The sequence below is a fragment of the Flavobacterium sp. JAS genome (assembly GCF_020991455.1).
GTDB lineage: Bacteria > Bacteroidota > Bacteroidia > Flavobacteriales > Flavobacteriaceae > Flavobacterium.
The window spans coordinates 1-23,811 of record NZ_JAJMOX010000007.1; the positions used below are offsets into that span (position 1 = coordinate 1).

At 32.7% G+C, this 23,811-nt stretch carries 16 protein-coding genes and 1 pseudogene; 1 reads left to right on the plus strand and 16 read right to left on the minus strand.

The window, feature by feature from the left end; translation table 11 throughout:
- The 14 genes and pseudogenes from LPB88_RS11335 to LPB88_RS11400 form a co-directional block, all read right to left on the minus strand.
- Window positions 1–1,675 (minus strand): AMP-binding protein (locus LPB88_RS11335; protein ID WP_230715561.1); only part of this gene is annotated, 1,675 nt, incomplete at its 3' end.
- 167 nt (window positions 1,676–1,842) lie between these two features.
- On the minus strand, window positions 1,843–2,970 hold the full coding sequence (locus LPB88_RS11340; RefSeq protein WP_230715563.1) for a glycosyltransferase family 2 protein: 1,128 nt from the start codon (window positions 2,968–2,970) through the stop codon (window positions 1,843–1,845).
- A gap of 57 nt (window positions 2,971–3,027) precedes the next feature.
- A complete protein-coding gene (locus tag LPB88_RS11345; protein WP_230715565.1) occupies window positions 3,028–4,623 on the minus strand; it encodes a condensation domain-containing protein in 1,596 nt (531 codons plus the stop codon).
- Between the two features lie 29 nt (window positions 4,624–4,652).
- Complete coding sequence (locus LPB88_RS11350) at window positions 4,653–6,410, minus strand: amino acid adenylation domain-containing protein (protein ID WP_230715567.1); 1,758 nt, start codon at window positions 6,408–6,410, stop codon at window positions 4,653–4,655.
- A 977-nt stretch (window positions 6,411–7,387) separates the two neighbouring features.
- Window positions 7,388–7,531: pseudogene (locus LPB88_RS11355) on the minus strand (IS6 family transposase); the annotation flags it as partial.
- 68 nt (window positions 7,532–7,599) lie between these two features.
- Window positions 7,600–9,027 carry an MATE family efflux transporter gene (locus LPB88_RS11360; protein ID WP_370635832.1) on the minus strand — a complete coding sequence of 476 codons (1,428 nt, stop codon included), beginning with the start codon at window positions 9,025–9,027 and terminating at the stop codon, window positions 7,600–7,602.
- 61 nt (window positions 9,028–9,088) lie between these two features.
- Window positions 9,089–9,961 (minus strand): helix-turn-helix domain-containing protein, encoded by an 873-nt coding sequence (locus LPB88_RS11365; RefSeq protein WP_230715571.1) that lies wholly within the window; start codon window positions 9,959–9,961, stop codon window positions 9,089–9,091.
- A 404-nt stretch (window positions 9,962–10,365) separates the two neighbouring features.
- On the minus strand, window positions 10,366–10,908 hold the full coding sequence (locus tag LPB88_RS11370; protein WP_230715573.1) for a cysteine hydrolase family protein: 543 nt from the start codon (window positions 10,906–10,908) through the stop codon (window positions 10,366–10,368).
- A 437-nt stretch (window positions 10,909–11,345) separates the two neighbouring features.
- On the minus strand, window positions 11,346–11,792 hold the full coding sequence (locus tag LPB88_RS11375) for a DinB family protein (RefSeq protein WP_230715574.1): 447 nt from the start codon (window positions 11,790–11,792) through the stop codon (window positions 11,346–11,348).
- A gap of 10 nt (window positions 11,793–11,802) precedes the next feature.
- Window positions 11,803–12,129 (minus strand): helix-turn-helix transcriptional regulator, encoded by a 327-nt coding sequence (locus LPB88_RS11380; RefSeq protein WP_230715576.1) that lies wholly within the window; start codon window positions 12,127–12,129, stop codon window positions 11,803–11,805.
- 19 nt (window positions 12,130–12,148) lie between these two features.
- Window positions 12,149–12,910 carry an NADPH-dependent F420 reductase gene (locus tag LPB88_RS11385; RefSeq protein ID WP_230715578.1) on the minus strand — a complete coding sequence of 254 codons (762 nt, stop codon included), beginning with the start codon at window positions 12,908–12,910 and terminating at the stop codon, window positions 12,149–12,151.
- The gene (locus LPB88_RS11390; protein WP_230715580.1) at window positions 12,907–13,353 is read right to left on the minus strand and encodes an SRPBCC domain-containing protein; all 447 of its coding nucleotides are present in this window, start codon (window positions 13,351–13,353) and stop codon (window positions 12,907–12,909) included. The genes LPB88_RS11385 and LPB88_RS11390 overlap by 4 nt, the downstream gene beginning before the upstream one ends.
- A gap of 583 nt (window positions 13,354–13,936) precedes the next feature.
- On the minus strand, window positions 13,937–14,959 hold the full coding sequence (locus tag LPB88_RS11395; protein ID WP_230715582.1) for an LLM class flavin-dependent oxidoreductase: 1,023 nt from the start codon (window positions 14,957–14,959) through the stop codon (window positions 13,937–13,939).
- A 184-nt stretch (window positions 14,960–15,143) separates the two neighbouring features.
- Window positions 15,144–15,974 (minus strand): M57 family metalloprotease, encoded by an 831-nt coding sequence (locus tag LPB88_RS11400; protein ID WP_230715584.1) that lies wholly within the window; start codon window positions 15,972–15,974, stop codon window positions 15,144–15,146.
- Between the two features lie 530 nt (window positions 15,975–16,504).
- Between LPB88_RS11400 and LPB88_RS11405 the strand changes: the two genes are divergently transcribed.
- Window positions 16,505–19,219, plus strand: coding sequence for a S8 family serine peptidase (locus LPB88_RS11405; protein WP_230715586.1), 2,715 nt, complete (start codon window positions 16,505–16,507; stop codon window positions 19,217–19,219).
- A gap of 127 nt (window positions 19,220–19,346) precedes the next feature.
- On the opposite strand, the gene LPB88_RS11410 is transcribed toward LPB88_RS11405, so the two are convergent.
- Complete coding sequence (locus tag LPB88_RS11410; protein WP_230715588.1) at window positions 19,347–19,805, minus strand: RNA methyltransferase; 459 nt, start codon at window positions 19,803–19,805, stop codon at window positions 19,347–19,349.
- Between the two features lie 151 nt (window positions 19,806–19,956).
- Window positions 19,957–23,388, minus strand: coding sequence for a pyruvate carboxylase (locus LPB88_RS11415; protein WP_230715590.1), 3,432 nt, complete (start codon window positions 23,386–23,388; stop codon window positions 19,957–19,959).
- Window positions 23,389–23,811: the final 423 nt, after the last annotated feature.

The window sequence follows — 23,811 nt, forward strand, 5'->3', positions numbered from 1 at the left end:
GATAACCTCTCCCTAAACCTGCACCGGATATATAAAGCTTGCCGGTAACTCCTACCGGTAAAAGATTTAAACAATCATCTAATACATAAATCTGCGTGTTCGAAATGGGTTGCCCAATTGGTAGAATTGTTCTATCGCTATCAGTCTCCGTTACTCTGTAACTTGAAACACAAACGGAACATTCTGTAGGACCATAGTCATTGTAATAGTCTATTCCTAATTCTACAATTTCTAAAGCTTTGCTTACATTTGGTAATTCACCTCCGGTAGTAATGCATCTTAATCCCGAAATATCCTCTTTAGATAATAATGCTAAATAACTCGGAGAAAGAGCAAGTACTGATGATTTTGTTACTTTCAAAAAATTTACAAACTCATCCTTATCTTTTATCGTTTCTTCAGTTGAAATACATAAAGCAGCTCCACTGTACAAACTCATCATAATTTCATAAACAGATACATCAAAAGCAACAGAAGCAAACCACACCACTCTATCTTTATCTGTAATATTTAAAGACTGAATCTGATGTAAAATCATATTCACATTACTCGTATGTTCAATCATAACGCCTTTGGGCTCTCCCGTTGAACCTGAAGTATAAATAATATAGGCCAGATTTTGAGATGAAAACTTTATATTGATGTTTTCAGTACTATAATCCTCTAACCTTACAGACTTAATATTTACGATATCACAATTATCAATTTGCAATTCAGAATTATCTGCAATCAATAATTTTAAACTACTGTCCTGAATTAAAAAATCAATTCTTTCCTGCGGATAATGAGTATCTATTGGCAAATAAACTGCCCCTAACTTTAAGATCGCCAATAGAGCAATAATACTTGAATCGGATTTAGGTAAAAATACACCTATAATATCTTCTTTATTAATAGTGTATGCAGAAGAAATATAAAAAGCCAGTTGATTGGACTTCTCATTAAGTTCCTTATAAGTCAATTCTGTTCCTTCAAATACAACAGCAATATTATTTGGTGTTCTCTCTACTTGCTCTTCAAATAAATCTACAATTGTCTTATCACTAGGGTAATCTACCTTAGTATCATTGAATTCTAATAATAATTGTAATCTTTCTTTTTCAGATACTATATCGTATTCTGATAAATAAACTTCAATATTATTTTCTAAGTCGACTATAAAACGATTAAAATTCCTGATTAATAATTCTAATATTATTTTATCTACAAACCCCTCTAAATAATGTACTTGAATTTCAAAATCCTGATCTTCATTTATTTTCAAATCAAACAATATTCCATTACAATCAATATCGTTACTGGAATTTATATTAATAGAATAATTAGATAAAGGTCTTAAATCTTCTATACCACGTTTTTTAGCTACTATCTCATTATTGGAATCTGAATATTTTAAAGTTTCTAAAATTTCTGCTTTTACTTTTTGCAGGTACTCTTTGAATGATAATTTTAAATCAAAATGACATGATAATAACAAGGGTCTATTTTTATCATTAGAACCTGTTACTATATAACCATCAAAATCGAGAATTAATTTATTTAGCAGAAAAGTATAAATTGCTGTTACAACAGTATATTGTGCTACTTCATTTTTATTCGTAAGTTTATTAAAATAATGTAGTTCATTGGCTTTAATAGAAAAGGAAGGAAGACATTTTTGTTCATTCCCTAACAATATAGTCTTACCTCTATTTAATATCTTTTTTTTCCAATAGTTAGTATATAAACTTGTTGATTTTAAATCCGAGTTATCCATTTGTTAAAAATTATGCATTATTAATAGGTAAATAAATGTTGTAATTTTGTACTATAAAATTACTTCATCGATAAAAACTTAAAAAACTATAAACCTCTTTCACTTAACACCTTAGCCATTCTATTGTTTTTTAAGAAGGATAAAATTGCTTTCGACCAGGCAATACAATCAATTAATATTTTGACAATTGGGAAACTTAAAATTGTGGTGAGTTTCTTTTTATGTTCTGACAATTCGTTTGATGAAAAAAGAACAAAGCTTGCGCAAGAAATAAATCCGAACAAGTATATAATCAAGGTTGTAGGCAAGAAATAATTTATATTTATTGTAGCGACAATAACTAATATTAGAGGTAAAAAAATTATAAATAACACCGTAATAAAGTCTAATATCACTCTTACTCCTAATATATTTAATTTTAACATTTGCGAATTATAATACCCACTCTCTTTAACCAGAGTTTCAATATAACCCAGATTCCATCTAACGCGTTGTTTAATTAATTTACGGAGTGTTAAAGGAGGCCTTGTCAGAGTTAGTACAGAATCAACATATATGACTTTGTATCCTAATTTTAGTCCAATTACTGTAGCTTCTCTGTCTTCACCATTTCTTAAGCCACTATGATCATTATAAATCGTGTTTAATACATCTCGTCTAAAACACGATCCGGCACCCGGCATGACTGGCACACTTAGATCTTTTTGATGAAAAAAATATAGACTTCTTGCTAAAGAATACTCCAGTTTTTGCCAGTTAAACACAAATCCGGTACCTTCAAATGGAATCATTTTAAAATAGCATCCCATTACATTGGATTCCATTTCGTTAATAACTTTAAATGCCTCATGAAATCCTACTATATCTGTATCAAAGTCCGTCAAGATTACAAAATCATGAGAAATTACTTTACTCACTGAAAATAATGCTCCAACTTTTTGACCATTTGGATTTACTGACGCAGCAAAAAAAGACTTTGGGTTTTGGTCTAAGAATAATTTAATTTTTTCCAGACTATTATCTGTTGAACCATCGTCAATAATTATAACGTCCATATAATCCTTATATGTTTCCGCTATATTCATAAAATATTTTAAACGATTCTCAAGATTACAATTGGAATCTTCGTTAAATTGAGGTACTAGTAAAGCAATTCTATTTTGGGTATCAGGAAAGTCCCCAATAAATTCAGGTTTTAATATTTTATTTTTCAAAAGAACTTTGTATTAATCTTTATTACTTGTATCTATAAACTTATTCTGGTCCCAATATTATATTTGGTTAAAATCGATATCACTTAATTTTTTAGAAATAAAATCAATATAATCGAGTATGAAATTTTCAATTCCTAAAGAGTCATATCGACTACTGTCGTAAACTACATTTAGCTGTAAATTATCGCCTGTATTAACAAACCATAATTCCATATCAATTGCCATAATAGGATCTTTATCATCTACAATTTCTCTGTACTCAACATTGGGTCTTTGAATTATATCCTGGTAATCTGATTTATTCAAATAATTTCCTTGTGCATCATCATATTGCATATTAATCTTCCAAAATCCTCCAGTAAGAGATTGGTTGGGAAACAATTTTTTTTCAATTGAGTCCATTAAGGAAGTCGCATGATAATCATTCATGTCAGTATTGGATTGTTTAACTTTCTTAACCATATTGATGAAATCATCTTTCTCATCAAAAATTGTTCGAATCAAAACTGTTTTTGCATAACATCCAATTTGATTTTCAGAAATCTCAAAATTTCTCCCAAATGAATATGTCCCAAATAACATATCCCTTTGATTTGTTTTATGTTTAAAATATGCTTTAAAGGAAGTTTGCAAAACGACAAATAAACTGGTAGACTCTTTTTTTGCTATCAATTTCATGTTTTTGAAAAGGTCTTCCGGATAATCAAATATTTTTGACTCTTTTATTCTCTCAGCATCTTTATTTACGACTTTAGTAGTACATGGAATAATTAATTCATCAGGCAAATTAGGATATAAATCATTCCAATAATCGCGATCTGAATCAGCATTAGTTTCAATAAATTTATTGATTAAATAAAGGTTTTCTTTTAAATGATATTTTAGTTTAGGCAACTCTGGCTGTCTGTTTTGTAAAAACGAGTTATACGTTACCATAAAATCTCTTAAAAGAATTTGTTTTGAATATATATCCGAAATAACATGATGTATATTAAATGAAATAACAAATTTTTTATCTTCGATTTGAATCAAACGAGCCAAAATTAGGGGGCCGGTACTCAAATCAAATTTATGTTCAATAAATCGTCTAATTCCTTTTAATTCAGATTCGCTGATCTCCTGACCTCTTAAATCGATATATTCAGTATGCTCTAAAATACTCTGATTAGATACTTTCATGTAAAACTTCTCATTGATCTTATGAAAAGTAGTTCGCAAGCTTTCATTTCGATTAATTAGAAATAAAATCGATTTATTAAAGACATCCTTATCAAATTCACCTAAAATTTCATAGCTGAATTTTATCGTACCGTGATCTTTATTCTTTTCCTTATATTCCTGATCCGCACTATCATCAACCCAGTATTTTTCTGTAGGAGTTATAAAATAATGGTCTTCTCCATCATGAAATATTTTTGTTGCTTCAATTTTATTTTGATCTGCTGACTGTATATTTTCTTTTTTAGAAAAACCTTCAAAATAGGAGATTAAATCCGGCTTATGTAATTTTATTTTACTAATTAAACCTGGGCTTATTTCTACACCTTTAGGATATTTGATATAAATCTCTTTATCTTCATAATAAATTTTCCCTCCTTCTTTGTTTAGTTCTTTTATTAAATCAAAAGCTTTTATTTCTGTATTTTCTATCATTTAAATGTCGTGTGATTTTAATTCTATTATTACAATTTTAAACTATCAAATTTATCTGATACAATTTCTTCATTTTCATACATTGTTTCAATAAATTCGGCCAATTCATATACAGTTATAAATCGATATAATATTTTTAATGAAACGTTTATTTCAAATTCATTATTTATTTTAAATAAAATTCTCGTCATCCTTAAACTATTCCCTCCGAGATCAAAAAAATCATCATGCACACCAATACGGTCACCTACTAAAACATCTTGCCATATTGCTGCTAATCGTTTTTCGGTTTCACTCTTTGGCGCAACATATTCTACTCCGGTTTCAAGGCTTAAACCTCCCAGAGATGGCAACATACGCTTGTCAACTTTTCCACTGTTTGTTAAGGGAATGTATTCCAATCGAACATAATGTCCCGGAATCATGTAATCTGGAAGATCCTGACCTAAATATGTCCTCAAAGTCTTGATGTCATACTCTTTATTTGAAACAAAATATGCAATAAGCTCTGTTACTAAATCATCTTTTATATGGGGTAAAACTACAGCATCAGTGATCTCTGGAACGCGAAGTAATATACTTTCGATCTCTCCAACCTCAATACGATAACCTCTAACTTTCAACTGATCGTCTTTCCTTCCCATGTACTCAATACGGCCATCAGCGAGCCATCTGCCCAAGTCACCCGTTTTGTACAAACGATCTCCTTCTATAAATGGACTCTTTATGAATTTCTCCATGGTCAATTCAGGAAGATTTAAGTAACCACGAGCAAGACCTGAACCTCCTATGTGCAATTCTCCAGCTACACCTATGGGTTGAGGCAGCAATTTATCGTTCAATATATAGATGTATTCATTCTCAAAAGGCTTTCCTATAGAAAGCTTATTAGTTGATTTAATATCAAGAAAGGTGCTCCAAATTGTAGTTTCTGTAGGACCATAAACATTTATAGTCTCTAAATTTGTATGTTCGCTTAAGAGATTATACATTTCTTTTGGAAATGCTTCACCACCTACCAATAATTTCTGAAGATGCAGAAGAGGTGATTTAAACAATGTATTGGATATCTGTTGTAGTCTCGAAGGTGTAAGCTGCAATACTTCAACCTTATTTTTTATTATTTCTTCAACAAATAAATCAGGATCAAATAATTTGTCTTCTGATATCAAAATCATTTTTTTTCCTAAACATATTGTACCGAATATCTCAAGTACCGAGATATCAAAAGTCACGTTTGTTGTAGCTGCAACAATATTTAAATCTTCAAAACCTAATTGAACATCAATGCGTCTTAAAAATGAAACGACGCTTCTATGTTCAATCATAACTCCTTTAGGTTTTCCTGTAGATCCTGAAGTGTAAATTACATATGCAAGATTTCTAGATGAAACCAATACATTGATTGGCTTACTATCAGAATAACCAGAAGATACTAAATGAAACTTCTCTAAGAATTCTTCATTTATAATTGTCTTACATTTTGTATCTTTTTCAATAAAATCCTGACGCTGCTTGGGGTAATGAAGATCAATAGGTACGTAAGCTGCGCCTGATTTTAATATCCCTAACAATGAAATTATCATCCATTCATCCCGATTTAATTTTATTCCAACTAAATCTTCCGGTTGAATTTCACAATTTTCTAAAAGGTAATTAGCTAATTGATTTGAACTATCATCTAAAAATTTATATGTCAAACACTTACCTTCAACAACTAAAGCTATACTATTTGGTATTTTTATAACTTGTTGGTTAAATAAGTCTATTATCGTATTCTCATCCATAAATTTTACATCCTACTTTTTAAAGCACAATTTTATATTTTGTTTAACTTTACAATAGCACAATATTCTGCGCTTTAGTTACTAATTATGCTAATATTTTACCTAAATTATTATGAATATAATCTGAATATTCATAATTGATTTTGCTAATGTAAAACGATTATTAAGGAGATCTTTACGGCTTTCCACATTCAGATGTGTTTTTTTTTACAAAACATAAAAATCATCTTTTGAAAATGTAGCAAAGCATTGTAATAGATTAATTTAGTCTTTCTTACAGAAAAAATTAAATTAAGTTTATTTTACATATTTCACAAAATAAACGATAAAAGTGTAAAATTTTAGCCATCTAGAAGCGAAGATAACGTTTGCGGAACCCTTCTCTATTGCACAAAAGATTCATTTCCAATTTCACATTTGAAAAAAAGGTTGAACTATTGGTACTATTAATTAACCTAATTAAAATTTCAAATATTTTTTTTTATAAATCCACTTCTACCACTTAATTAATATATTCTTAGAAAAAGTGTTATTACAGTTTAACAAAATTCTACGTCTTAACTAAAAACGATAAAGTCTGTTTGTTTGTTAGTTGTTTTAAAATTTTGTTCAGATTCGTATCTTTATTGTACCTCAAAATCAATTCGTTACGATCAATATAAGATTTAGACAAATCATGTCCCTTAAGTCCCCTTAAAGGTACTTAAGCTCTCCTATTGAGAAAATACTGGGGCAAATTACAAAGTAGATGAGCTCAAATATACAAGTAACCAGAATCTGCCAATTTTGCGAAAAAGAATTTACTGCAAAAACGACAAAGACAAAGTTTTGTTCTTTAACCTGCGGCAGTAATGCCTACAAAAAAAGAACAAGACAGTAAAAAATGGTTCTGTCTCATCTGTCAGAATCAAATATAAGATTTTAAGTAATTTAAAAGCCAATCAGTCAATTTACAGAAAGATTTAAACATAGTTAGCCCGCTGAATATTAGCATGATCAACAGAAACTCCTCGCATTTTCACGATCTCTTCAACATCCCGATAACTTAATGTAAACCTAAGCTTAAAATATACTGCCTACAGTATAATAGACTTTGGATAGCTATGACCTTTCGTATTCATGAGTTTAAGAATTTAAAAAAGGTAAAGATAAAACTTAGCTTTAGATGCGACAGAACCTCAATATTTCCTTATAGATTATTTTTTAAGACTTTATTCATTATATATCGAAATCTTAAATACAGTAAGACAGATGATGTTAATAAACCAAGGGTCAGACCATACCAAATTCCTTTTACCCCTCCGTTGAAATAAATACCAAAGACATAAGCTACAGGCAGACCAATAAGCCAATAAGCAATAAAGGTTATAAAAGTTGGAATATTGACATCTCCCATTCCTCTTAATGTACCTAGTCCAACCACCTGTGTACCATCAAAGAGTTGGAATAGTGCGGCAATTATCAATAATTGTGCAGCCAGCGCTACAACATTTATGTCATTTGTTATTAAGTAAGGTAAAGATTGATTAAAGAGTGTGAAAATTACAGCAAAGAACATCATGAAAATGATAACTAAATGATAGGACGCCAAAGCAAACTTCTGAAGTCTTTTGTAGTTCTGATTTCCAAAACTATTTCCAACTTTAATAGTTGCAGCCGATGCAATTCCTCCTGCCATCATGTAGGTCATTGCTGCAAGGGTTATTGCTGTCTGATGGGCAGCCTGTTCTATTGCGCCTATATGACCAGCCATTAAAGCAGCAACTGCAAATGCTCCTATTTCGAACACATACTGCATGGCCACAGGCAATCCTATTTTTACCACTTTTGCGATTTTTGAAAAATCAATAAACTTAACCGAGAAATGGTGCAGATAAACTCTAAAATTTTCTGATCGAAGCACATACCACATCATAACCAGCATCATTAAAACCCGATCTATCAATGTTGCAATTCCAACTCCTTGAACTCCCATCGGCTCAATCCCAAACATTCCTTTTACCAGAATAACTGCGATAATTACGTTGAGCACATTTCCCCATATCGTTATGGACATTGCTTGTTTTGTAAAACCCAGCCCTTCTGCAAACTGTTTGAAAGTTTGAAATATCATTAAAGGCAAAATAGATAAACTTAAAATAAGTAAATACGGTTTTGCTGTTTCTACTACCTGAGGATCCTGATCTGCATGCTGCATAGCAAACATAGAACCATAGTACACTGCTAAAAAAAGTACAATTGCAGCTGCAACATTAAGCCATAAGCTGTTTGAGAGAAGCTCTGCACATTCCTTAAAATTTGATTTTCCATTTTCTTGTGCAATTAAAGGTGTTAATCCATAGGCAACCCCTAATCCAATGACCAAAACTACCATGAAAACAGAATGAACCAGCGAGACTGCTGCCAATGATATAGTTCCTGCATAATGCCCTATGATTACTGTATCTAGAGTCTGCACCAGAGTATGTCCCAGTTGAGAAATTACAACAGGCCCTGCAAGTGCTATCGTACTTTGGTAATATATCTTATTGGATTTGTATTTTTTGATCATATTAAAAATTTGACTGCCTCGAGGCAGATTTAAATGTATTGAAATTACTATGCAGTAAACTTTCATTTAAAACATAGTAATTCTGTTGTTGCAAATTTATCTTATTCTGTAACACCTTTATAAAATGCTATGAAAATATACCATTTTGGTAATCTGAGAGAAACTGGCTGCTGGTTATTCCTGTCTGAGTTTTAAAAAATCGCATCATATGTCCCGGTTCAGAAAAATTAAGATCATAGGCAATCTCAGCAATAGTCTTTCCCGAATGTATCAGATCATTTTTTATTTCAAAAAGCAGTCTCTGTTTTAATAACTCTGTCGCGGTAACATTAAACTGTCTTTTTACACAAGTGTTAATTGTAATCCTGCTCACATTTAATAGATCCGCATAATAGTCAATGCGCTGTTTTTGCCTAATATGTATTTCGAGTAACTGCTTAAACTGATAAGCAAAGTTGTTTTCTGCCCTGTCAATTGAAAGATTATTTGCATCAGCATATATTCTATTAAACTTCAAAAGCAAGTAATAAGTAAGGGAGCGTATGATATGAATGCTATCTGTTCTGGTATTAATAAGTTCGTATTTGATTTCCATAAGTTGACCAAATGCTTTTTGAAGTTCTTCCTTTTCAATACTAATATTCAAAGGATAATTCAACTGATAGAAATACAGAAGGCGGTACGTAAAGAATTTATCTGAGAAGAAATCATTAAGAAAATTTTCCTGAAAAACCAGAACAGTATAATCCAATCTCTCTTTCTCCAAATTCCATTGCCTTTTTTGAAAGGGAGAAATAAAAATAATTGTATTGTCAGTTATATCGATTTTATTCTGATTTAAAATCAAAGATCCCTTAGCAGTTTTAAAAAGTAAAATTTCAAAAAAATCGGCATTATAAGTATCACGCTCCAAATATCTTTCACTTAGCATATCCCCGTGCAATACATTGAGAAGGACTTCAACACCACATTCTGTTTTATGAAATTTGACTGTTTTCATTTTTCTTTAATTAATTCAAGTTGCTAGTTAATAAAATGTAGTCCCTACAGGACAACATTGACATGAATAAATTGATTTCTACCAATATATAATCTCTCTGATATATTTTTTGTTACTCCGTTAGGAGTTAAATATTGATAGTAGAATAGTAAAATCTATCAGAAAAAATATCCCGTAGAGATTAATCTTTTTTAAAGCCAATTTATTGGATTGTTAAATTAGCAACTTAAATTAATTAGTTTACGTATTGAAATCCGTTTCTTTTACTTTCTTTAGGATGTGCTCAAATATTATAATTAAAGCAAATTTACAACTTCATTTACAAATTACTTCCAACCAAAAAAATGAGCAGTAACAAATTACAGCTCATTTTATAAAAGTGATTCCCTTATTTATCCTTTATTTTAAGACAGCAGATAATCTTTTGTTGTCGTGATTTTTGCGTAAAAGAATTCCAATGCCGCCAAAAAAGCATTATGAACATCTGCGGCCTTAATACCCTGACCATTGATCTGAAGATCCATTGTAGCGCAGGCATCTCCAATTACTGTGCATTCAAAGCCAAAATCAACAGCAGCCCTTGTACCTGCGTCAATGCACATGTGAGTCATCATCCCGGCAATTACCAAATGTGTTATCTCTTTTGACTGAAGATATTCCAGCAAATCAGTGTCCCTAAAACTATTAGGAAATTGTTTCGTAATTACTTTCTCCCCTACTAACGGTTTTACATTTTCATGGATTTCCACTCCTTTTGTTCTGGAAACAAAAAAGGGAACACCTTCTCCGGATATATGCTGAACATGTACAATAATTCCATTTTCTTTTCTAAAATGCTCCAATAGTTTCTTTGCATTTTCACTTGCATCAATAGGATTTACAAGTTCTAATGCTCCATTTTCAAAATATTCTTTCTGTATATCAATTAATAGTAGTGCCTTATTCATTTTGCTTTAATTTTTAATATTTATATATGACAAAATTAAAACTTAGACTAGTGATACCAGATACCAAAACACTTTCAATACATACCATTTTGATAAGCACCTTTTCTTTAGCTATGGTACTCCGCTTAACTGATAATTATTTAATAGTCATGAAAAAAGAAAACGGAAAATGGATTGTGATTAATAAATCTTACCAACTCGATGTGTTTTATTAGTAGTAATAAAAAGCAGTTTCAAGTTTTGAAACTGCTTTTGCTTTTATATATTAAACTTGTACCAGAAAACGGAGTTATTACATTTATCCCCGGTCAACGCATTTCGAAACTACTGGTCAAATTATACCAAAACTATATGATCTAATTATTTATTTCTATAATTTAATTGAAACTTATCTTATAGCCAAATATGGAGTTATAACTTCTAATGTAGTCATCATTTCAATGTTTTCTCCCTTTCAAAAGTGTCGAAGATATTTGACCACAATGATGGGAATTATGAAATAACAGGACTGATAAAAGTTTTATCCTTGAAATTTTTCCAAACCAAGGTGTTTCTATTTCTTCAAGCCATTCATTATCTGATGTGTTTTTGACCAATTTTTCAAGAGTATTGTAACCATTTTCAAAATACATCCGACTTATTTTAAGATCATATTTCTTTCCGGTATCTTTTTGGTTGATTGTAGTACCTTCTACCTCTGTTTCGTAGCCAAAAAATTGCCCTATTAAATTTGATGTCTCACCTATATGCCTGTAAATAAAGCCCACTGATGCCGTTTGTTCTGTTAAACGAAAATCAATATTCTCTTCATTAATATTTTTACAGAAATGGGAGCAGTCCTTTCTGCTTTGTTTTACCAGTTGTAATAAAATTTCTTTTTGCATTTGGAATGTTTTAATTTGGATTCTTTTGTTGATTTAAAATGGTCTCTAAATTTTTCATTTTGCTATTCCAGAACGTATCGAAATAATCCATCCAATTCCTTATTTCAATAAATCCTTCCTTGCTTAATGTACAAAATCGTTCTCTTCCGATTTCTTGAATGGAAATGAAACCTGCCATCTGCAGTACTTTAATGTGTTTTGAAACAGCTGGTCTACTCATATTGAAGTTTTCCGACAAGCTGTTTATGTTATAACTATCTTGGGTAAGCAGACGCAAAATTTGCCTGCGGTTTGGATCGGCTATGACCTGAAAGGCATCGAGATTGGGTATTGCCATGTTCGTTTTGTTTTATGGATTAAGCAATTAAATTGCATTCAAATATACTGCGGTTGTTTGTTACACAATTTTTCCACCAAACCATCCATTGTTCAGGGTCCTGCTTTATGATGAATTGCAGAGAAAGTTCCCGTCTTTCAGGCAGCACTTCCCTATTCGCCTTGAATATATTTTTTTTCAGCTGTGCCAGATTCAGATCGGTGCAATAAACTGGGCTTCCAGGTTGCTGGCGCCAAGATCCTTCAAGATTCCCTGCATCCATTGTATCAAAACCACTGTCGTTGATAAGTGTTGCCACCAAAGATTTTGCTTGTTCATCATTACCTGAAATAGATAATGCAATACGGTCCGGATTTCCTTCTGGAAGTCCTGATTCTAGAAGCGAACCAGCAAGGATGCTATTATAAGCTTTAACAACTGGATGCCCCAAGTGGTTAGCTACCCAAACACTTTCGATTATTCCTTCTTCTATCTCATCAATCACGCCGTCTCTAATGGGATAGTAGTTTGTCGTATCTATTACAACAGTATCGGCAGGAATGCTTTTACCTAACGATTTTGCCAGCTCGGGGATTGCCACCAGCGGCACGGAAACGACCAAAACATCAATATCAACAGCAATATGTTCAAGCGTTACTGCCTTGGCACCCGTTTCTGCTTCGAGCTTTTTAAGTTTTTCAGCATCGTTGGCATTTGCCATTTTTATATCATGACCTGCAAGTGCATATTGTCGTATCAACGTTCTCCCAATAGGACCGGCTCCGATTACTCCTATTCTCATTTTGAAATATTATTATTGTTACCACTGATGTGACTGATCATTTTTTGGATATTTTTCTCCCAGCCGTCTGTCATTCCTGTAAAAATAGCAACATTGTCTTTACTGAAGCCTGATTGCTTCAATAGTAGTTTTGTGCCATTTCCATATTTTTCTAAAGTCCACTCGACAATTGTGTCCAGAGAAATAACACCGTTGCCTGGGCCTGCTTTCCAACTATAAACAAGTTTTTGAAAAGGAACTATTTCAAGCACCTTACAGTGCATAATTCCATCAAGATCAAGGCTTGGTATTGGTTTTATCCTGAATTCAAATTCGTGTCCAAGCACTGGTACGAAATTATTTGGCATCAACCATAGTACAATTAGGTCTGCTTGCGTGAGGTATTCCCAAACTTCGTTTGGCGATTGCTCATAAATCCATTCGTTTTTAATTTCTGTTTGCATGTGGTTTATTTTTTAGTTATGTAACTTTCAGGTTACAAATATATATGTAACTTTTGAGTTACGCAAGTAATTGGCAATTATATTACTGATAAACACCAAACTACAACGAAAACAAAATATTGCAAATGCAAAACTCTCAACAGCGTTGAGAGAAATTCACCTAAAAAAATCAATTACAACTCCAAAAAATAATTTACCATCACATAATAAAGTACAATGAGTTTGAGGTACAAATAAGATACAACTTAAAATTACAAATGTTTATTCAGTATGAAAAATACGAAGCCCATTTAATAATTTGAATTCTCACTGGTTATTTCTTTCTAATTATTTCTGTATAGGAAAATAACAAACCTAAACATCACAAAACAACAACAAACAAACGAGTTAAAATACTGTATTCAAACACATTATCACCTAAATACATTTACACTTAAAAGTCTCTTCAAATCACCGCAAAAAAGGTGCTTTGTAAATTGTTCAGTAAGGGGCACAAACTAAAAAGCCCATTTCTTACGAAATGGACTTTTTTTTATCTCTTTTTTAAAGACCAGGTACTTCATTGCTTTTGTTTAAAAAAAATCTAACGCCAACCCAACTCTGGAGCAATATATTTTAGAATAGACGATAGTATATGTACGTTGTACTCAACACCCAATGTGTTGGGTATGGTCAGTAATAATGTATCGGCTTCCTGAATAGCTTCATCCTGTGCTAGTTCTGCGATGAGTTTGTCTGGTTCAGCTGCATAACTCCTTCCGAAGATTGCCCGTTTATCTCTTTCTATATTGCCAAAACTATCTGACCCTTTGCCCTGATCTCCAAAGTAGTATTTGTCCTGATCGTTGACTAATGCAAAAATTGAACGGCTTACTGAAACCCTTGGTTCTCGCTGATGTCCTGCTTTTTTCCAGGCTTCTTTATATAATCTAATCTGTTCTGCTTGTTGCACATGAAAAGGTTTACCATTTTCGTCATACTTCAAGGTAGAACTTTGTAGGTACATTCCATTTTCGGCCGCCCAGATAGCAGTAGCGTTAGAGGCAGCCCCCCACCAGATGCGATCTCGTAATCCCTCCGAATGCGGCTCAATCCGCAATAAACCCGGCGGATTTGGAAACATGGGATTAGGATTTGGCTCTGCAAATCCAACACCGTTTAGTTTATCTAAAAATTCCAAAGCTTTTCTGCGTCCCATATCGGCATCAGTTTCACCTTCCTTAGGTTCATAGCCAAAAGAGCGCCAACCGTCAATAACCTGTTCCGGCGATCCCCTACTGATTCCTAATTGTAAACGTCCTTCTGAAATTAAGTCCGCAGCACTGGCATCTTCTACCATATACAGCGGGTTCTCATATCGCATATCAATAACTCCTGTCCCAATCTCTATTTTGCTCGTTTTAGCACCAATGGCTGAAAGTAAAGGAAAAGGCGATGCTAACTGCGTTGCAAAATGATGGACGCGGAAATAAGCGCCGTCCAAACCAATTTCCTCTGCAGCCACAGCCAAATCGATGGACTGAAGCAATGTATCGCCGGCCGTACGAGTTTGATAGGAAGGATGATTGGCCCAATGCCCAAACGATAAAAATCCTATTTTCTTCATAGATAGCATTATTATAATTTATAATTCCAAATATACGCATCATTAACGAGCGAATCTACAGCCTTTTTATAGAATATATTTATCATAACAAGCAATTTAGAGCAGGGCATACAAAAAACAGAGGCTGCTTCACAAATTGCGAAACAGCCTCCTATATTTTGTAAAGAGAGCCCTAATTTAATTTTTAATATAAATAGTTAAGAGCTGTAATATCGTTAGCATTGAACGCTCCTGTCTCGCTTGAACTGAAACATGCTCTCATGTACGAAGTAGCATCATATCCTGAAGGTGTTCCTGGGATAAGGATTGCTCCAACACCAGCTGTTCCTTCGTTTGAATTCTGTCCACAACTTTGACGGCTAAACCAGTCTGTATGACGTAAACCAATACAGTGACCTATTTCGTGTGCAGCTACGTGTGCATTTACACCTGTCGAATAAGTATCTAATCCAGAATATAATGTAACTGAATTATAAGGCGCCCCTCCTGAAGGGAAACCTGCTACTCCACCGGCAGATCCATTTTGTCTCCGGACAACAATGTTTGCACCTGAAGTACTTGAACTAAAAGTTAGTGTAAAATTAATAGACAATCCTAAATTATTGTATCTATTTACTGCCGCTTGTAATCCAGCACGCATGTTTGTACTAAGAGCTGATACACCACTTCCAGTTAATCCAACAATTTTAATTGTTCTTGGAGCAGATACTAAATTAGTAGTATGGTATTGTTCAGTGGTAATACCTCCGTGAAGATCCATTTTGTTTAATTGATCTTGAGTAACGATGATATCCCCTTCTATCAGGAATGCATCTTCAGTAGTACCATCTAATTTAGTGTTTGTAATCACTTGAACATCTGTGGTATTTAAAGAAAGTTCTCTAAGTTTATTTAACACTTCTGGTGTTACTTTAAGAGATGCTTGGTTTGATTGATCTGCCTGATCTTCTTTGTTACAGGACAAAATCGTTAGCGCTATAAACGACAGGGCTAAAATTGATTTAATTTTTTTCATAAATAATAAATAGGTTATTTGGGTTTTTAAAATAAGTTGGTAAATAGGGGGCTTTACAAAATATTGTAATATTTATTATCAAATTTATATAATTTTTAATCTTAAAATACTTATAAAACAACAATTTAACAATTTTAACATTTTTTGTTATATTATTTTATATTGATTTTTTAATAATAATTATCTGATTATTACCGCAAGCCCAGTAAAATCAATAACTAAATACAAATCAACCCCTTAACTATAATATTTGCTGCTTCAATATTTTTTTGTGCAGCATGTGTTAAAAATTGATTTTACACTTTTATAGACCATTTAAAATACAATCTGGGGCATAAAAAGAGAAAATTACTCTTACAGATTTGAAGATTATGTAGGAAATAAAAAAGCATATTTTTTTTACAAATAATTTAATAACTTTGATTCACCTACAACGGATAAATATTTCAAATAGAAATCATTAAGTAACGATTTCATCTTTGCTTTATCTAAATTAATAATGTTTACAATTGCCCTAATATCTAAAGTAAATGAAGAAACAAATTACTTTTCTCCTTTTTATAATAACTACAATTAGTTTTTCACAGAGTTCTGAAAAATGGAAACAATACATAAAAAAAGAAAACGTAAAAAAAATTGAGAAATACTATTTTACATCTTTAGAAAATGCACATCACAATAAATACAAAATTGTAAAAAAATTAGACAGTACTTTTTGTATCGTTGAAAATGAAAATTTAAGATCTAATCGACTTTTAAAAAATACCACACCAATTAATAGTTTATGGAAATTACCATCAAACTTTTCAAATCATACTGAAGACAAACCCTATATAATAGCAACTGACAGTATCAAAGCATTACTTACTGATTTGAAATCAAGGAACATTTCTGACATCAAAATACTAGATAATAATCTTGTAATGATAAAGAGTAATTCCAAAAAACTTGTAGATGAGATTATAGCTTTAAGTAGTGTATCTTCTATTTCGCAAGAATCGTTGCACCCAAAAGTTGAATCAAAAATAATAGATCAAAATTTTAGTATCAATTCTATAAATAAGGCCAATACCAATTTTCCTCTTATAACAGGCGAAAATCAAATTGTCGCTATCAAAGATGATTTTTTTGATGCAAATGATATTGATTTATTAAACAAGCACATTCCTTCCCAAACACAATCGGCTGTTGTATCGAGCCATGCGACGGATATGGCAACCATAGTTTCCGGATTAGGAAATAGTTCAGTATTAGGGAAAGGAGTCGCTCAAAAAGCTAAGCTGCAATCGTCAGACTTTTTGAATATCTATCCTGATGAAGTAGAATCTTTACAAGGAGCCACCACTCAAAATCATTCCTACGGTACAGAGATTGAGAATTTTTATGGTTCGCTCGCTAATGCTTATGATTCTCAATTATTCTTAAATCCTGATTTGACTCATTGTTTTTCCTCCGGTAATAACGGACTTCAGGGTTACAAATCTATTACTGGTAATTTTAAGCAATCCAAAAATAGTATTGTAGTGGGTTGCATTAACCAAAACGAAGTAATTATGCCGTTTTCGTCAAAAGGTCCAGCTTATGATGGCAGAATAAAACCAGAGTTAGTAGCCTTTAGTACACAAGGAACTTCAAATTCTACAGCTTTAGCCACAGGAATTATTACGCTTATGAAACAACATTATAAAACCATAAACAATACCTCTTTAACTAATGCCCTGACAAAAGCAATTTTAATTAATAGTGCCAAAGATTTAGGCAACACTGGTCCGGATTTTACCTATGGTTATGGAAATATCAATGCCGATAAATGTTTAAAAACCATCAGCGAAAACAGAATTATATCCGGTAATTTGACATCCAGTCAGACAAATTCACATACCATTATACTTCCACCAAATTCAAAAAACTTAAAAATTACATTAGTATGGAACGATTTACCTGCTGCAATAAACAGTAATATAAGTTTGGTAAACGATTTAGACATGGAAGTTGTTTCGGCTGACAACACCTCTTTTTTACCCTGGATTCTTAATCCTGATGCTCCTGAGCAACAAGCGGTAAGAGGAAAAGATAAAATTAATACAATAGAGCAAGTCACTATTGAAAACCCTGCATCCGGATCTTATAGCGTCAACGTTATGGGTTCATACATCTCGAATGCGTCTCAGGAATACAGCATCGCTTACGAATATGAATTGGAAAATCGATTTGAATGGAATTATCCTGTCAATAATGATAATTTTCCTTTTGATGGCAATACTTTTTCTCCTTTCAAATGGAATTCTTCTTTTTCTGGTACTACAGGACAATTGTTTATTAGTTACAATGATGGGCAAACTTGGGAAATTATCGCAAATAGTATAAATCTAAATCGCGAACAATTTGGTTATACTCCTACAGAACAAAAATTTTCGAAGGCAAAATTAAAAATGACCATTGATAATACTGATTATATCTCGGATAGCTTTACGATTTCTTATGATTTGAATATCAGTACCAGCTTAGTTTGTGATGGGACTACAGAAATTAATTGGGACAAACCTACTGATGTTGCTTCTTTTAATATTTATCAATTAATGGGAGATCATTTAGAATTTAAAGAACAAACAACAAATGCTAGTTATATCTATACCGATGGAAAAATTCACACTGTTATTCCTGTATTTGATAATAGAGAAGGAATAAAAAGTGAGTCAACATTACCCTATACTCAAAACTCAAATTGTTATTTTGAGTTGGCTTTCGCCGAAGTTTTTGAAGAGAACAAAGTAAAAATTAATGCCAGTCTTTTCAGCTTGTACAATATCAAAAGAATTGACTTAGTAAAAATAATTAATAATGCCGAAAGTGTCGTTAGCACAATGAATGACATCAATTCAAAAACGTTCTCTTTTTTAGATACTGCCCCTATAAAGGGTAGCAATAAATATAAAGTAAATATAATTTTAGAAAATAATAATGTAATAAGTTCTCTAATTGTTGATGCTAACTTTTTAGGCGATGATTTGTTTTTTGTTCACCCCACATTATTAAGTAAAGATGAAGAATTAAACATTGAAGCCCAAAAAGAGGAAGGTGCTATTTTTTATTTGTACAATATTAGTGGACAAAATACTATTACTTCTCCGTTGCTTTCTAAAACCAGTAGCATTAATTTGAAAAATACTGCTTCAGGAATTTATATCTATAAAATAATTACAAGCTCGGGCAAAATACAAACAGGAAAAATTACCGTTTTTTAAATTCTTATATAGCAATAAATTCTGCTCCAGCCGCCATAAGACTTGTAATACCATATACTACTTTTTGCCACTGGGGTGCCGAAAAAATTTCTTCAGTCAGTAATTGTTCCATTCAATAAAATATGTTTTATGAACGTGGTTTAGACAAGTTTCTGTCGTACATAATTATAGTTCCTGCAACGGCCACATTTAAACTTTTTTCTGATTTAAATTTTACTAAATGATGGCATTTATCCATTACTTTTTTTGATAAGCCATGATCTTCTGCGCCCAGTAAATAAACACAACGTCTTGGATGTTCAAAGGTTTCTAAATCGGAAGCTTTTTCATCTAATTCAACACCAACCAATCGAGCTCCTTTAGGTAAGTTTTCAAAGAAAGCTTCAAAAGTATCATAATGAAAATACGGAATTGCTTTTACGGCATCATGAGTATCAGAGGCTTGTTTGGCATATCGATTGCCTATGGTAAATATAAAAGTAGCGCCTAAGTTTTGAGCAGATCGCCACAAAACACCCAAATTTTCAGGCGTTTTACCATTTTGTATTCCTATCCCAAAATATTCATTTATAAAGTTATCATTCATAAGGGCAAAAGTACAAACTGTATGTACATAAGTCAATTTTTTTTAGGACAAGACAATTACAAAAAAACCTCCAAAATCAAATGATTTTGGAGGTTTGCAATTTATGTTCGTCATAAAGAGAATTTGATCCCTAATAACATTTTAAATAATACTATGCATATTCTATAAGCAAATCTCCTTTATCAACCAGACTATTCTCTTGCAAATAAATCTTGCTAATTACACCTGCTTTGCCTAAAACTGTATTCTCCATCTTCATGGCTTCTATGGTAAATAATGGCTGGTCTTTTTTAATTTCTTCACCTTCTTTTACCCATATTTTACTTAGTAATCCTGGCAAGGGAGCTCCCACTTCTTCTATTGCAGTAGCCTTTCTATTTTGAATAGTTGCTGTCTTTACAGATTTGTCTTTTATCTCAATAGCCTTAGTTTGTCCATTTAATTTAAAATAAACAGTTCTGATTCCAAGTAGATCGGGTTCTGACTTATAGAGAAACTTTACAATTACAGATTTTCCTTGAGAAATGTTAATCGTTATTTCTTCATTTGGTTTTAAACCATAAAAGAAGGCAGTTGAAGGTATATAGCTTACATTTCCATACTGCTCTGCAATCTTGAAATAATCTTCAAAAACTTTAGGATAAAACTTGTACGACAAGAAATCTAACAGAGTGCATGAGGCGGAAAACTTCTTTTTAAAATCTTCGAACTCATTCCCGAAATCTATAGGTGTCATGTGTGCATTAGGCAGGTTTGTAAAAGGCTGCTCTGATTTAAGAACCATTTTTTGAAAATCTACCGGCCATCCTCCTTCAGGCTGTCCAAGCTCTCCCTTAAGCATTCCTTTTACCGAGTTGGGAAATGATAGTGTTTCGCCTTTGTCCAGAACATCCTGTTTACTTAAATTACTATTTACCATAAACATAGCCAGATCTCCCACTACTTTTGATGATGGTGTTACCTTAATAATATCACCCAAAAGACTGTTGGCATCCTGATAAGCCTGTTTAATATCAGTCATTCTTGTTTCCAGACCCAGCGAATAAGCCTGCGGTTTAAGATTTGAATACTGTCCTCCCGGAATCTCATGATTATAGACTTCGGCAGTACTTGATTTTAAATCTGCTTCAAAAGGATAATAATATTCGCGAACATTCTCCCAATAATCTGAATATTTATTGAGTTTGTCAATATCAAAACCTCCATCACGTGGAGTGCCTTTTATGGCCTCTGCAAAAACATTAAAATTAGGTTGTGAAGTAAGCCCAGACATCGACGATAATGCAACATCAATAATATCTACACCCGCTTCTACTGCTTTAAGATAAGTTGCAGATTGAATTCCGGCAGTGTCATGGGTATGCAGGTGAATTGGTATCGAAATAGATTTTTTTAATTCTGTGATCAATTTCTCTGCTGCATAAGGTTTCAAAAGACCTGCCATATCTTTTATACACAAAATATGTGCTCCTGTATCTTCTATTCTTCTGGCCAGATCCAAATAATAATTGAGATTGAATTTTGGACGTTCAGGATTTAGTATATCACCTGAATATCCCATACAGACTTCGGCAAGGGAATCAGTATTTTTTAATACAGCATCAATGCTGTTTCTCATATTATCAATACTGTTTAAAGAATCAAAAATTCTAAAAACATCGATTCCTTTTTGGGCAGAAACTTCAATAAATTTTTCTACTAAATTATCCGGATAAGCTGTATAACCAACTCCGTTAGCTCCTCTTATAAGCATTTGAAGCAATACATTAGGCATCACCTTTCTCATTTGCTCCAGTCTATCCCAGGGACTTTCATTCAAAAATCGCATAGCGACATCAAATGTTGCGCCGCCCCATACTTCCATCGAAAACATCTGCGGAAAATCCTTTGTAAAGGTTTCTGCAAATGGAAGCATATCAATTGTACGAACTCTTGTTGCCAGCAGAGACTGATGTGCATCGCGCATTGTACAATCGGTAAATAAAACTTGATTTTGGTTTTTAATCCACTCCGAAAATGCTTTGGGTTTTAGCTGATCTAAAATTTGTTTTGTTCCGGGCTCATGAGATATATTAGAAGGGATGGGAAGTTTTGGACTGATGAATTTTTTCTCCGGGAGAACAAACTTAACATCAGGGTTTCCGTTGACTATTGTATTTGCTATAAAAGATAAACTTTTTGTTATATTATTGGATCCATCCTTAATTTTCATCAGAGAAGGATTTTCTCCGATAAAATTTACAGTCACAGTTCCTGCCTGAAAATCAGGATGAACAATAAGGTTTTCTAAAAAAGGAATATTGGTTTTAACACCTTCTATTGTAAACTCTTTTAAGGTTCTTAATAAACGCTGGCTTGTTCCCTCTAATGTTCTTCCTCGCGCAGTAATCTTTACAAGCATCGAATCAAAAAAAGGCGAAATTTTAACGCCTGAATAAGAGCTTCCTTCATCGATACGAATACCGTAACCTCCGGCATTTCTATAGGCAATAATAGTCCCATAATCGGGTGTGAAATCATTTGCCGGATCTTCTGTTGTAATTCTGCATTGGATGGCAAATCCGCTGCATTTTAAACTATCCTGACCTAATATATATATTCCTGGATCTGATAGTTTGTGACCACAGGCAATAAGTATCTGACTTCTGACAATATCAATTCCTGTTACCTCTTCTGTAATGGTATGTTCAACCTGAATTCGCGGATTAACTTCTATAAAATATACATTTTCGGCTTGATCGACCAAAAACTCGACAGTTCCTGCATTATTATAATTAACCTTATTTGCAATGCTTAGAGCATATTGGTACAATTTATCTTTGGTCTGCTGTTTTAAATTTGGTGCAGGAGCAATTTCTACCACTTTCTGAAATCTTCTCTGAACACTACAGTCTCTTTCAAAAAGGTGCACGATATTTCCATGCTTATCACCTAATATCTGGACTTCAATATGTTTTGGATTCTCGATAAATTTTTCAAGAAATACTGTATCATCTCCAAAAGCAGTTTTAGCTTCCCTTTTTGCTTCATGAAACAATGTTTCCAGCTGATCAGAATGCCTCACTACTCTCATTCCTCTTCCGCCCCCGCCTGCAGCAGCTTTTAGCATCAATGGATATCCAATCCTGCTGGCTTCTTGTTGGGCATCAGTAAATGTTTCAAGATTAATATTACTGTCTTCTATAAGCGGTACATTGGCCGAAAAAGCAATTTTTTTAGCGGCCACTTTATCGCCTAATTGCGCCATAATTTCGGGATCCGGCCCAATCCATAAAATGTTATTCTCCTGACATTTTGCAGCAAAAGCTACATTTTCGGATAAAAACCCATAACCGGGGTGAATGGCATCGACTCCCTGAATTTTGGCAATTCTGATAATTTCATCTATATCAAGATAAGGCTTCAACGGATCTGTGTCTTTGCCAATCTGATAAGCTTCATCTGCCTTGTATCGGTGCAGTGAATAACGGTCTTCGTAGGTGTACACCGCAACCGTTTTAATTTTTAGTTCCGCCGCAGCGCGAAAAATACGTAGTGCAATCTCTCCTCTGTTTGCAACTAGTAATTTTGAAATTGTTTTCATTTAAAAAAATTAAGTTAGATAATCAAAAAACAAAAAGCTTTCGCTAAATAACTAAAGAATCTTCTGGCTGCTCATCTATTCTATATACAACTTACCTTTTTCGGACTCACTACCTATAAGACAAATCGTAAATAAATGAACATTTCAAATTCCTAATTATTCCGCACAAAGCCATTTTTCTATAATACTATTTATAATCTGCTCGCGCAGTATCTTTTTTAATCCCAAAACTACGAACCTCCAATATAACACTGTCCTTAATTTAAATTCTATTCTATTATCCCTTTCTATTTTTGATGTTTTACTTTATCACACTTAGTCTATAAGACTAGATATATTGTTTTAGGGAACGAAGATATACATTTCTACTATATCGTTTTCGTTCTTTTTTCCACAATTAGAAAATAGGCAATAAATATCACT

Coding starts and splice junctions, on each gene's coding strand:
- LPB88_RS11375 (WP_230715574.1), bottom strand. CDS start 11,792: ATGCAAAAAGAAATTTTATTACAACTGGTAAAACAAAGCAGAAAGGAC.
- LPB88_RS11400 (WP_230715584.1), bottom strand. CDS start 15,974: ATGAAAAAAATTAAATCAATTTTAGCCCTGTCGTTTATAGCGCTAACG.
- LPB88_RS11415 (WP_230715590.1), bottom strand. CDS start 23,388: ATGAAAACAATTTCAAAATTACTAGTTGCAAACAGAGGAGAGATTGCA.
- LPB88_RS11385 (WP_230715578.1), bottom strand. CDS start 12,910: ATGAGAATAGGAGTAATCGGAGCCGGTCCTATTGGGAGAACGTTGATA.
- LPB88_RS11365 (WP_230715571.1), bottom strand. CDS start 9,961: ATGAAAACAGTCAAATTTCATAAAACAGAATGTGGTGTTGAAGTCCTT.
- LPB88_RS11390 (WP_230715580.1), bottom strand. CDS start 13,353: ATGCAAACAGAAATTAAAAACGAATGGATTTATGAGCAATCGCCAAAC.
- LPB88_RS11350 (WP_230715567.1), bottom strand. CDS start 6,410: ATGGATGAGAATACGATAATAGACTTATTTAACCAACAAGTTATAAAA.
- LPB88_RS11410 (WP_230715588.1), bottom strand. CDS start 19,805: ATGAATGATAACTTTATAAATGAATATTTTGGGATAGGAATACAAAAT.
- LPB88_RS11405 (WP_230715586.1), top strand. CDS start 16,505: ATGAAGAAACAAATTACTTTTCTCCTTTTTATAATAACTACAATTAGT.
- LPB88_RS11395 (WP_230715582.1), bottom strand. CDS start 14,959: ATGAAGAAAATAGGATTTTTATCGTTTGGGCATTGGGCCAATCATCCT.
- LPB88_RS11380 (WP_230715576.1), bottom strand. CDS start 12,129: ATGGCAATACCCAATCTCGATGCCTTTCAGGTCATAGCCGATCCAAAC.
- LPB88_RS11360 (WP_370635832.1), bottom strand. CDS start 9,027: ATGAAAGTTTACTGCATAGTAATTTCAATACATTTAAATCTGCCTCGA.
- LPB88_RS11345 (WP_230715565.1), bottom strand. CDS start 4,623: ATGATAGAAAATACAGAAATAAAAGCTTTTGATTTAATAAAAGAACTA.
- LPB88_RS11370 (WP_230715573.1), bottom strand. CDS start 10,908: ATGAATAAGGCACTACTATTAATTGATATACAGAAAGAATATTTTGAA.